We start from the raw sequence: 12062 nt of genomic DNA, 5'->3' as shown, positions 1-12062 counted from the left end.
TGGATCGCCGGCTTGTCGACGACCGGCAGCATCTCCTTCGGAGTGGCCTTGGTCGCCGGCAGGAACCGGGTACCGAGGCCCGCTGCGGGGATGACGGCCTTGCGGATGGGGGAAGGCATGGAGCGGCCTGGGCCTTTCGAGGTGCTGAACGCTGGTGTGGCTTCGGGGAGTCCGCCGCGGACCGGTGGGTCCGGCCGTTCCGCTCGGGGAACGGCCGGAGGTCACGCGTCGACGTCGACGAGTCCGCTCTCGCCCGTCCGCTGCCGCACGATGCGGGCCGTGAGCGCGGTGGGGGCGGGGGCCGGCGTGCGCTCGTCCAGGGGCAGCACCGCGGGGTTCGGCTCCTCGCCGAGGAAGAGGCGGCGCACCACGCGCTCGGCCGCGTGCCCGTCGTCGTACTGCACGAACCGCTCGCGGAAGGCGGCGCGCAGCTCCGTGGCGCGCTCGCTCTTCCAGGCGCCGGAGCGGAACACCTCGATCAGCTCGTCCTCGCTGGTGGCGGTCGCCCCGGGAGTCTCGCCCGGCCGGCCGGACAGGATGTCGAAGTACACGCCCCGGGCGCGGCTGTAGACCTCCCAGTCGTCCGCGTAGGTGACGATCGGCCGGTCCAGGCACGCGTAGTCGAACATGATGGACGAGTAGTCGGTGATCAGCGCGTCGGCGGCCAGGCAGAGGTCCTCGACGACCGGGTACCGCGACACGTCCTTGATCAGACCGCGCTCCTGGAGCGCCTCGAGCCGCGGGTCGGCCCCGTAGAAGTAGTGGGTGCGCACCAGGACGACGTGGTCCGGCCCGAGTTCGCGGCAGAACCGCTCCAGGTCGATCCGGGGCACGTAGCCCTTCTGGTAGTCGCGCACCGTCGGGCAGTACAGGATGGCGGTCTTGCCCGGCTCGATGCCCAGCTCACCGCGGATCCGTGCCACGTCCTCGGCGGAGGCGTGGAAGTAGACGTCGTTGCGCGGGTAGCCGAACTCGACCGCCTCGAACGCGCAGGGGTAGACCCGCTCCCAGATCTCGGTGGAGTGCTGGTTGGAGGTCAGGCTCAGGTCCCACTTGTCGGCCCGCTCCAGCAGCTTGTGGAAGCTCATGTTCTTCGCGGCGGCGGGGAACTTCTGCTGGTCGATCCCCATCTGCTTGAGCGGCGTGCCGTGGTGGGTCTGGAGGTAGACCTGCTCCGGGCGCTTGACGATGTCGTTGGGGAAGTTGACGTTGTTGACGAGGTACTTGGCGCGGGCCATGACCTCCCAGTAGCGCGGGGAGTTCGCCACCACGTAGTCCACGCCCGGCGGAACGGTCTCCACCGCGGCGGGCTTGACCACCCAGACGCCGTGGACGTCGGGCGCGAGCTCCTTCGCCTTGTGGTAGATGGCCGCCGGGTTGCACGCCACGCCGCGGTTCCAGTAGGCGGCGTACACCGCGAGCTTCTCGTCCACCGGGCGGCGCAGGTGCATCCGGTAGAGCCGGTTGTAGGCGGCCTTGCCCAGCTTGGTGCGGGCCTTCGCCGCCCGCTGCACGACCTGGCGGCGGGTGTTGGCGGCGAACATCAGCGCCGCGTACGCGCTGTAGGAGCCGCGGTCGAGGAGCTGGAACTGGGTGCCCTGGGTGCCCTCGGGGACCACGAAGCCCTGCGGCTTCAGACGGCGGTACTGCGCGGAGGCGAGCTTGAAGAACTCCGCCCGGTCCTTGGGGACGATGCGGTCCTCGCGGGCCAGCGTGAACAGGAAGTGGCTGGCCATGCGCTCGAACATCAGCGTGCGCACGGGCTCCAGGTTGGGGCGCTCGTCGAGGAACTCGAAGAGCCGCGCGTACTGCTGGAAGATCCCGAAGTGCTTGCGCCCCGGGGTGCGCATCGAGTTGCCCTGGCGGCGCTGGCGGTACTCGACGCAGACGTGGTCGGTGGCGGCGATGCGGTCCGCGGTCAGCATGGTCTTGTAGACCATGAGTGCGTCTTCGTAGATGCCGTCGGTGAAAGTGAAGTTGTGCTTCTCGACGTAGAAGTCGCGGCGGTAGGCGCGGTTCCACACGACCGCGAACATCGTGAGGTACTCGGGACGCTCCAGCGCGGTGAAGACGTCCGTGCCCGCGGCGGCGAGCATCTCGCCGGCGGCGCTCGGCTGGACGCGGTTGTTCCAGTACGTGCGGACGTGGTTGAGGAGCAGGATGTCCGGGTCGGAGGTGGCCTCGAGGCGGTCGGCCATCGCCTGGAGCGCGCCCTCGGCGAGAGTGTCGTCGCTGTCCAGGAACAGGATGTAGTCGCCGCGGGACTTCAGCGCACCGGCGTCCCGCGCCTTGCCTATGCCCTGGTTCTTCTCCAGATGGACGGGTATGACGCGGTTGTCCAGAGCGGCATATTCATCGAGAATGCGGCCGCAGGCGTCCGGCGAGCAGTCGTCGATCGCGATGATCTCGAAATCACCGAACGACTGCGAAAGAATGGAATCCAAGCACGCGCGAAGGTACCCCTGGACCTTGTAAACGGGTACGACAACGCTGATCCTCGGCGAAGTGCTTCCATTCGCAACGGTCATGCTTGGGGCTCCTGGACTGTTGATCAGGCTCAACCGCGTCCCGCGGCGGGCCGCCGCCGCGGGACCGCGAGAGGCACAAGAAGTGCAGGTTAACGTTTGGAGAAGCGTACTGTACGCCCGCTGGAAGACTGTTCGGCCAGCCCTGACAGGTTGTCCTGACATAGTCGGATGCTCGCGGTCAAACCGGCAGTACACAGGCCCGGGAGCTCGGGGTCCGCAGGGCGGCGGGCGGGGAGACTGTGACCTTTCGCTCGCGAGAAGCCCGGTCCTGGTTCGGAAACTTGACGCAGATGTTGCCGTCCGGAGACGAGGCTGTCGCGTTCGTGCCGGGCCGGCGGCCCGGCACGCCGGCGAGTTCCGCGGCCGGGCCGATCACGCCGCCCCGCGAGAACACCCGTGAATCCTCGAAGCCGAGGGGATTCGGTGAAGAATTCGGGGCGGCGGTCACTCCCTGCTTTTCGTCCGTGGAATTCCCGGGGAAATCGACCCCGTCAGGCCGACTCGCCCGCCGCGAACGCCTCGGCCGGGGTGGGCGGCTTGGGACGCTCGTCGAACGGGACGACGGGCAGCAGCGTCTCTTCGCCCAGGAAGACCCGCCGCACGACGCGCTCGGCCGCGTGCCCGTCGTCGAACTCGCAGAAGCGCCGCCGGAAGACGTCCCGGCGCTTGGCCGTCTCCTCGCTGTCGTAGGCGCCGGAGGTGAGCAGCCGCAGGAGTTCCTCCTGCGCCGTCGCCACCGCGCCGGGGGGTTCCTGGAGCAGGTCGAAGTAGGTGCCGCGCACGGCGGAGTAGATCTCCCAGTCGGGGACGTAGCTGATGATCGGCCGGTCCAGCACGGCGTAGTCGAACATCGCCGAGGAGTAGTCCGTGACCAGCGCGTCGGCGGCCAGGTACAGCTCCTCCACCCGGGGGTGCCCGGAGACGTCGACGACCCGGCCGGTGCGCTGGAGGTCCGCGAGGTGCGGCGAGTTGCCGTAGAAGTAGTGACCGCGCACCATCAGGGTCACCTCCGGCCCGAGTTCCCGCGCGAACCGGACGAGGTCCAGGGGCGGGGTGAAGCCGGGCTGGTACTCGCGGTGGGTCGGCATGTACAGGAAGGCCTTGGTGCCCTCGGCCAGCCCCAGCGCGGCGCGGGCCTCGCGCACGTCCCGGGCGGTCGCGCGGACCAGGACGTCGTTGCGGGGGTAGCCGGTCTCCAGCGTGGTGTACGAGCAGGGGTAGACCCGCTCCCACACCGCGGTCGAGAACCGGTTGGCGCTGATGCTGAAGTCCCACCGGTCGCACCGCTCCAGCAGCTTGGAAAAGCTCATGTTCGTGGAGGCCGGGTACTTCCGCTGGTCGAGGCCCATGGTCTTCAGGGGCGTGCCGTGGTGCGTCTGCACATGGATCTGGCCCTCGCGCTTCACGACGGAGTCCGGGAAGTTGACGTTGTTGACCAGGTATCTGGCACGGGCCACGGCCGTCCAGTACTCGCGTGAGCCCACGCGCACGTACTCCACCCCGTCGGGCACCTGGTCCACCAGATCCGGCCGTACCGCCCACACCCGGCGGACGTGCGGTGCCAGACGGGCCAGTTCCCGGTCGATGGCCGCCGGGTTGCAGGCGACGCCACGGCTCCAGTAGGCGGCGAACACCGCCAGGCCGTCGTCCAGCGGCATCCGCAGCTGGGACCGGTACAGGGCACGCATCGCCTTGCGCTTGGACCGGTTGACGGCCGATCGGGCGTGCTTCCTGACCTGCTGGCGGAGCCCGGCCGTGCGCAGCGTGGCCGCCATGAGCGGGTACGTTCCCCGCTCCAGCATCGCGTACTTGGCGCCGCGGCTGTCCGTCGGCCGGGCGAAGCCCTCGGGCAGACGGGCGCGGTAGTCGGCCGAGGCGCGCCGGAAGAACTCCGCCTTCGCGTTCTGCGGCAGACGGCCCGGACGCTCCAGGACGGTCAGGTAGTGGTCGACCATCTTGCGGAACAACGGGCCGCGCCACTGGGCGAGTTCCTCGTGCGCGTCCAGGAAGTCGAACACACGGCGGTACTGGTCGAAGATGTCGAAGTGCTTGCGGCTGACGGTCTTGAGGATGTTCCCCCCTTCCCGCCGCTGCCGGTAGTGCACGCACACGCGGTCGAGCACGGCGATGCGCTCGGCGCTGATCAGGGAGCAGAACGTCCAGGGGGCGTCCTCGTAGTAGCCGGGCGGGAAGGTGAGGCCGACACGGTCGATGAAGTCCCGCCGGTAGGCCTTGTTCCACACGATCTGCAGCAGGTCGAGCAGCTCCGGCCGGTCCTCCAGGGAGAAGGAGTCCGGCCCGTCGGCGCTCAGCAGGTGCGCCAGTTGATTGCGCCGGCTCGTGCCGTTCCAGTAGGTGCGCAGATAGTCGTAGACGAGGATGTCCGGGTCCCCGGTGGAGTCCAGACGTTCGGACATCGCCGTCAGGGCGCCGTCCGCCAGGGTGTCGTCGCTGTCCAGGAAGATCACGTACTTGCCCTGGGCCCGCTCGAGCCCCGCATTGCGCGCCCGGCCCAGGCCGACGTTCTCCGAGAGGTGGACCACGTGAACGCGCGGGTCCCGTCGCGCGTATTCGTCGAGGATTCGCCCTGACCCGTCCGGAGAACAGTCGTCGACCGCTATGACCTCGAAGTCCGCGTAATCCTGCCCGATTATGGAGTCCAGACACTCGGCCAGGTAGGCCTGCACCTTGTACACCGGGACGACGAGAGAGAGCTTGGGCATCCTTACACCTGTTCCGAGAGCGGGACCAAGGGCCGGGCGGGTGTGGGGGCGCGTTCTGGGCAAAGGCACGGAGCATGGGTATGGAGCATGGCCTGCCGACGCCTCAGCGTAAGGTATTCAAATAAAGTTTCCATGAGTGCGGTGATGCCCGGCCGGCGGACCGCCGCCCGGTGCCATGACCGGCCTGAAGAGCCCGAATGCGCCTTTTCCTGTGATCCGTTGCACGCGGTTTTCCGGCGCATGCCGACGGGGCCGCACGCGGCGGCACCGCGGGTCGGTCGATCCGTGACAGGGATGTGACAGAAGGGGCGGCGGCCCGCCCCGGCACGCTCAGGCCGGTGCCTGTGCCGCCGGGGGCGCGGATGCGGCCGTGCGGCGCTGCCCCGGAAGCCCGGCCGGCCCGCGCCGCGCCATCCGGGCCCGGTGCTCCCGGGCCGCCGCGGCCAGCGCCCGCACCGCCGCCCCGAACCGCTCCTGCGACGACGGCTCGGCCGGCCCCAGCAGCCGCCGGGCCAGCGCGGCCCGCGCCTCGGCGAGGTCGTCCTTCTCCGGATGCCGCACCGCCTCCAGCAGCCCCGGCACCCCACCCGCGTCCGGCGTCAGCACGGTCGCCGCAGCCACGGTCGGGAACGCCGCACGGAACGCCTCCTCCGTCAGCCCTCCGGTGTTCGTCACCGCGTACGGCTTGCCGCTGGCCAGGAAGTCGCTGATCACGCTCGACACATCGCTGATCAGCAGGTCGGCCGCGTCGAAGCAGGAGTAGAGCGCGGGCCGGGCGTCGGTGACGACCTGGTGCTCCCAGGCCGGCAGCGCCGCCCAGTACGCCTCCTCCCAGGCCGCCGTCGCCCGCGCCACCCGCTCGGCGCGTCCGGCGGGCGGTGCCGGCTGCCGCAGCATCCGCTCCACCTGGTCGGCCGCCGCCCGGAACTCCGCCGCGGTCAGCCGGTCCAGCTCGGCGGCCCGCCGGTCCCGCTCGGCCGCCGCCGAGGGGTTCGGACGCGGCCCGCCGCGCTGCCGGTTCGCCGCCCGGATCAGTTCCCGGACGCGCAGGTCGGCGGTCTTGGCCCGCGGGTCCACCGAACCCGTCAGGGGGTGCGGCTTGTACAGCAGCCGCACCCCGGGGTCCGCCAGCAGCGCCCGTACGAGGTTCTCGCCGGCCGCGGTCAGCGACGTGTTGCCGGGGTTGCCGTCCCAGCCCTCCCAGGTCGGCGCGTACAGGACGGTGGTGTACGGCCCCGCCGGCGGACCCGCGTACGGCCGTACGGCGTCCAGCTGCGGACGGCCGATCTCCACGACGTCCTTGTCCTCGACGCCGACCTCCGCCAGCGCGTACCGCTCGCGCGCCGCCGGACCGGCCACCCACACCTCGTCGTACGCCTTCGCGTACGGGTTGCACGAGGACAGCTTGTCGCTCTCGCCGTGGTTGACGAAGGCGTGCTTGATCGTGGGGATGCGCAGCACCTGCGAGGTCTTGCCGGAGTTCGACGGGTGGAGCAGCACCTGGAGGGTGGAGTGCTCAAGGCGCATCAGCGTCGACACCTTCGGCAGGCACACGATCGGGACGTCCGTCTCCGCGATCCTCTGCATCATGAACCGCTCGCGCAGCACGATCAGCGGCCGGCCGCCGAGCGCGGCGAGCGGCTGGAGCCACATGTTCGCCTGGTACGCCGAGGAGGCACCGCCGGAGAAGTAGAGCCCGACGGTCGGCCGGTACCGGGCCAGCCACGCCTCGAACCACTCCAGCACCTCCTGCTCGCCGGCCGGCCGCCGCCCCGGCAGCAGCCGCAGCAGCAGCGCGGCCAGCCCGGCCAGGGCGAGGGCCAGGGACAGCGCCAGGCCCGCCGCCCCGTACAGCGGGGCGTCGGCCGCCGCCGTCGCCAGGAGCCCGGCCGTCGCCGGCAGGCCGAACACCGCCAGCCGGTGCCCGGGGCGGCGCAGCAGCACGGGCGGGGCGGGGGACAGCCGCAGGGCCGACGCGTCGATGTTCCGGGTCAGCACCGGGAGCGTGCGGGTGCGCCGGACCAGGACGGAGGCCGCCTGGATCGCGCTGTGCAGCGCGTAGAACGCCAGCAGCCCGGCGACGAGGGGCGCGTACGCCGACTCGCGGTGCTGCTCGCCGAGTCTCAGCAGCCCCACCACGAGCAGCAGGTCCCGCAGTACGTGCCGCACGGTGACGTCCGCCTGCGACTTGGCGAACAGCGACGCCATGCCCCGCTGCCAGCGGTACAGCACGGCCTCCGCGGCCAGGGAGGCGACGGTCGCCGCCAGCAGCAGCGGGACGTGCGGCAGCAGCGCACCGACGGCCTGCGCGGTGCACGCGGCCGCCAGGACGCCCAGGACGATCAGCTTCCCGGCGGTCTGCCGCCGGCGGAGGGAAGGTACGGGCACTGCGGTCACTCCCGGGTTGTCGCAGGGGGGCGTCCGGGTTAACGCCCGCCCACCTCCGGACGACACGCGCGTGTCTGGGGGGTGTGGGGGGTGGGGGGTGTTAGGGGGCACTGGGGTGGGCCGACCGGGGTTCGTGGGGGGGGCGGGCGGGCTCCGTGCGGGCGGGGCGTGGGGGCGGCCGGGTTCTGCGCGGGGGCCGATCGGCTCGGCCGGGGGCGCTGGGGGATCGGCTCGGCCGGGGCCGCCCGAGGGCCTGTTCGGCTCGGCCGGGGCCGCCCGGGGTTCTGATCGGCTCGGTCGGGCCGCCCCGGGCCGGAGCCCGGCTTTGGCCCGGGCTCGGCCGGGTTCTTCGAGCGGGTTGCGTCCGGCTGTTCTCCTGCGGCCGGCCCGGGACGGGCAGGGGCCGCTGGCCGGGCGGAGCGCGGGCCGACGCGCGGACGGGGGCCCGGCCGGGGCTGTCCGCGCACTGGAACTCGCGCGCGGCGACCGTCCGCCCTCGCGTAGATTGCGGTACGGGGCACCCGGACGGACATGAGGGGAACAGCGCAGGTGACAGGGGCAAGGCAGGCCGCGGGCGAGGCCCGCAGGATCGTCGTCAAGGTCGGGTCCTCGTCGCTGACGACCGCGTCCGGCGGGCTGGACGCCGACCGGGTCGACGCGCTCGTCGATGTGCTCGCCAAGGTGCGCAGCGGCGGGGAGCGCGAGGTCGTCCTCGTCTCCTCCGGTGCCATCGCCGCCGGCCTCGCCCCGCTGGGCCTGCGCCGCCGCCCCCGGGACCTGGCCCGCCAGCAGGCCGCGGCCAGCGTCGGCCAGGGCCTGCTCGTAGCCCGCTACACCGCCTCCTTCGCCCGCTACGGCGTCCGCGTCGGCCAGGTGCTGCTGACCAGCGACGACATGAGCCGCCGCGCCCACCACCGCAACGCCTCGCGCACCCTGGACAAGCTGCTGGCCATGGGCGCCCTCCCGGTCGTCAACGAGAACGACACCGTCGCCACGGACGAGATCCGCTTCGGCGACAACGACCGCCTGGCCGCCCTCGTCGCCCACCTCGTCCGGGCCGACCTGCTGGTCCTGCTGTCCGACGTCGACGGCGTCTACGACGGCGACCCGAGCAAGCCCGGCACCTCCCGGATCGCCGAGGTGCGCTCCCCGGCCGACCTGGCCGACGTCGAGATCGGCAGCGCCGGCAAGGCCGGTGTCGGCACCGGCGGCATGGTCACCAAGGTCGAGGCGGCCCGCATCGCCGCCGCCGCGGGCATCCCGGTGGTGCTGACCAGCGCGGTGCACGCCGCCGACGCCCTGACCGGCCAGGACACCGGCACCTACTTCCACCCGACCGGCAAGCGGTCCGCCGACCGGCTGCTGTGGCTCCAGCACGCCTCCACCCCGCAGGGCGCCCTCACCCTGGACGACGGGGCGGTGCGGGCGGTGGTCGAGGGCCGCAAGTCCCTGCTGCCGGCCGGGATCGCCGCCGTCGAGGGCGAGTTCAGCGCGGGCGACCCCGTGGAGCTGCGCGACGGGCAGGGACGTGCGGTGGCGCGCGGCCTGGTCACGTTCGACGCCAAGGAACTGCCCCGGCTGCTCGGCCGCTCCACCCGGGAACTGGCCCGCGAACTCGGACCCGCGTACGAACGCGAGGTCGTACACAGGGACGATCTGGTGATCCTGCACCCGTAATGGGTGGAAACGTCCCCGCACCGGCGGTGGACGTTCCGCAAAACCACCACGAGATTGTCCGCGGCCTGCTCAACTTTGTCTCAGGGACAGGCCCGGCCCCCGGCCGGGCGGTGGTGAGCACTGGAGGAGGCCGCCGTGACACGAGTGCGCCCGGGCGCGGCAGCGTCCCGTGGTGCCGGATCCCGTGCCGCCGGATCCCGCGGTGCCGGGCCCCGGGGGACCGGTTCCCGCGGTGCCCCGGGCACGCGGGCGCCCGGCGGGGAGCGCGCCCTGACGAGTGTCTCGGCCGGTGAGCGCCGCCCGGACGAGGACACCGCCGACCCCGCGGACGCGCCCCGCCTGTGGCACGTCACCCTCAGCGTGTCCGGTGCGCGGGCCCCGCTGGGCGAGGTGCGGCGCGCGCTGGAGCAGCTCGCCCACGACCACCCGTTCCTGCTGACCAGCCGGTACGCCGCCGACCACGCGGAGATCCGCTACTGGGAGGAGGCCCGCGACCTGCACGACGCCGCCGCCGTCGCCCTGCGCCTGTGGGGCGAGCACCGCCGCAGCGCCGGTCTGCCGCCCTGGGAGATCGTCGGCCTGGAGGTCATCGACCGCGCCACCTACCACCAGCGCATCTCGGCGGGCTACGGCCCGGCACCGGCGACTCCGGTCGGCGTCCACCCCTTCTGACACCCGCACCGAGCACCTCTTCCGCCCGTCTCGCCGTGTGGAACACCGCGTGGACCGCCCCGCCCGGCGCACTACCCTTCCCTCATGACCACGCTCTCGCCGTACGACTCGATGTCCCCGGTCACCCGGGCCGCCTACCGCGCCAAGGCCGCCGCCGCCGACCTCGCGCCGCTGCCGCGGGCGGCGAAGGACGACGCGCTGCTCGCCGTCGCGGACGCCCTCGAGGTCCGCACGAGCGAGATCGTCGAGGCCAACGCCCAGGACGTCGCCAGGGCCCGCGAGGCCGGCACCTCCGAGGCGATCATCGACCGGCTCACGCTCACCCCGGAGCGGGTGCGGGCCATCGCCTCCGACGTGCGGGACGTCGTCGCGCTGCCCGACCCGGTCGGCGAGGTGGTCCGCGGCTCCACCCTGCCCAACGGCATCGACCTGCGACAGGTCCGCGTCCCGCTCGGAGTGGTCGGCATCATCTACGAGGGCCGCCCCAACGTCACGGTCGACGCCGCCGCCCTGTGCCTGAAGTCGGGCAACGCCGTGCTGCTGCGCGGTTCCTCCTCGGCGTACCGGTCGAACACCGCGCTGGTGCGGGTGATCCGCGACGCCGTGGGCGGGGCCGGGCTGCCCGCCGACGCCGTCCAGCTGGTGCCCGGCGAGAGCCGCGACAGCGTCCGCGAGCTGATGCGGGCCCGCGGCCTGGTCGACGTGCTCATCCCGCGCGGCGGCGCCTCCCTGATCAACACCGTCGTCCAGGAGTCCACCGTCCCGGTCATCGAGACCGGCACCGGCAACTGCCACGTCTACGTCGACGCCGCCGCCGACCTCGACACCGCCGTCGAGATCCTGATCAACTCCAAGGCCCAGCGGGTCGGCGTCTGCAACGCCGCCGAGACCTTCCTGGTCCACCAGGACATCGCCGCCGACTTCCTGCCCCGTGCCCTGGAGGCCCTCGCCGACGCCGGTGTCACCGTGCACGCCGACGAGCGGGTGATGGCCTACGCCAAGGACTCCCGGGCGAGCGTGGTCGAGGCCACGCCGGAGGACTGGGAGACCGAGTACCTGTCGTACGACATCGCCGCCGCCGTCGTGGACTCCCTCGACAAGGCCGTCGAGCACATCCGGCTGTGGACCTCCGGGCACACCGAGGCGATCGTCACCACCTCGCAGCAGGCCGCCCGCCGGTTCACCCAGCTGGTCGACTCCACCACCGTCGCCGTGAACGCCTCCACGCGCTTCACCGACGGCGGCCAGTTCGGCTTCGGCGCCGAGATCGGCATCTCCACGCAGAAGCTGCACGCCCGCGGTCCGATGGGCCTGCCGGAGCTGACCAGCACCAAGTACATCGTCACCGGCGACGGGCACGTACGGCGCTGAGACGCCGCCCGCGAGGGCGTCTCGGCCGGCGGATGAATTTCCCTACCGTCTGCCCAAAATGACCCCCCAGGTCTACTCTGGATCCGTGCCGGAGGACGTGGGGGGCACGCCGTTTCCTGACGGCTGGGAGCCCGACGACGACCACGACCGCGGGGTGTCGGACGAAGAGTTCGCCTCCGTGGTCTTCGACGAGGCCTTCGTACGCGCGGCAGCGGTGCACGAGCCGACCGCCGTCGAACGCCTCCTGGCCGCCGCGCAGGCGAGAGCGGAGGCCTCCGAGGCGGAGGCCCGCGGCGCCCGCGCCCGGGGCGAGCGCTACGACGACGGGTACGGCGACTTCGGCCACGATCCCGACGACCACGGCTTCGACGACGACGTCGACCCCCTCGACCGGCCGTACGGCGCCCCCGCGTCCTACGGCAAGCAGGTCCGCTGGCACCGGCCCGTCGCCTGGATGCTCGCCCTCGTGATGGGCGTCGGCATGGTCGCGCTGGCCTTCGCCGCGGTCTACCGGGGCGCGTCCGCCGACAGCGACCGGGACCAGGTCCCGCCGCCCGCCTCGACCGGCCCCGAACAGGGCGGACCGGGGACCCCCTCGGCCTCCGCCGACTACTCCCAGCCGGCCGTTCCCGTGATCCCGCACAGCCCCTGAACGGCCCGCCGGAACCCCTTCGTGCGGCCTCTCGGACAGGCCCCGGGACAG

Annotated in this window: 8 protein-coding genes; 4 read left to right on the top strand and 4 right to left on the bottom strand. The window is 72.3% G+C overall.

Annotated features, from left to right (window positions below):
• The 4 genes from ACZ45Q_RS07790 to ACZ45Q_RS07775 all read right to left on the bottom strand — a co-directional run.
• Positions 1 to 119, bottom strand: a 119-nt coding sequence (locus ACZ45Q_RS07790; RefSeq protein ID WP_468256502.1) for a sugar phosphate nucleotidyltransferase, incomplete at its 3' end; no start/stop codon positions are given.
• Positions 120 to 221: 102 nt separating this feature from the next.
• A complete protein-coding gene (locus ACZ45Q_RS07785; RefSeq protein ID WP_468256445.1) occupies positions 222 to 2528 on the bottom strand; it encodes a bifunctional glycosyltransferase/CDP-glycerol:glycerophosphate glycerophosphotransferase in 2307 nt (768 codons plus the stop codon).
• A 491-nt stretch (positions 2529 to 3019) separates the two neighbouring features.
• On the bottom strand, positions 3020 to 5251 hold the full coding sequence (locus ACZ45Q_RS07780) for a bifunctional glycosyltransferase/CDP-glycerol:glycerophosphate glycerophosphotransferase (RefSeq protein WP_468256442.1): 2232 nt from the start codon (positions 5249 to 5251) through the stop codon (positions 3020 to 3022).
• A 330-nt stretch (positions 5252 to 5581) separates the two neighbouring features.
• Entirely contained in the window at positions 5582 to 7639 is a 2058-nt protein-coding gene (locus ACZ45Q_RS07775; RefSeq protein ID WP_468256439.1) for a hypothetical protein, read from the bottom strand.
• Positions 7640 to 8188: 549 nt separating this feature from the next.
• On the opposite strand from ACZ45Q_RS07775, the gene proB reads away from it, so the two are divergent.
• The 4 genes from proB (at position 8189) to ACZ45Q_RS07755 (ending at position 12011) form a co-directional block, all read left to right on the top strand.
• The gene (proB, locus tag ACZ45Q_RS07770) at positions 8189 to 9316 is read left to right on the top strand and encodes a glutamate 5-kinase (protein WP_468256436.1); all 1128 of its coding nucleotides are present in this window, start codon (positions 8189 to 8191) and stop codon (positions 9314 to 9316) included.
• Between the two features lie 135 nt (positions 9317 to 9451).
• Complete coding sequence (locus ACZ45Q_RS07765) at positions 9452 to 9988, top strand: hypothetical protein (RefSeq protein WP_468256434.1); 537 nt, start codon at positions 9452 to 9454, stop codon at positions 9986 to 9988.
• Positions 9989 to 10072: 84 nt separating this feature from the next.
• Entirely contained in the window at positions 10073 to 11359 is a 1287-nt protein-coding gene (locus ACZ45Q_RS07760) for a glutamate-5-semialdehyde dehydrogenase (protein WP_468256431.1), read from the top strand.
• 85 nt (positions 11360 to 11444) lie between these two features.
• Complete coding sequence (locus tag ACZ45Q_RS07755; protein WP_468256428.1) at positions 11445 to 12011, top strand: SCO2584 family spore wall biosynthesis protein; 567 nt, start codon at positions 11445 to 11447, stop codon at positions 12009 to 12011.
• Positions 12012 to 12062 lie beyond the last annotated feature (51 nt).

This window comes from Streptomyces sp. NPDC031049 (assembly GCF_055571015.1).
Note: the sequence above shows the minus strand (reverse complement) of the source record. Positions and strands in the feature narration are given on the sequence as shown.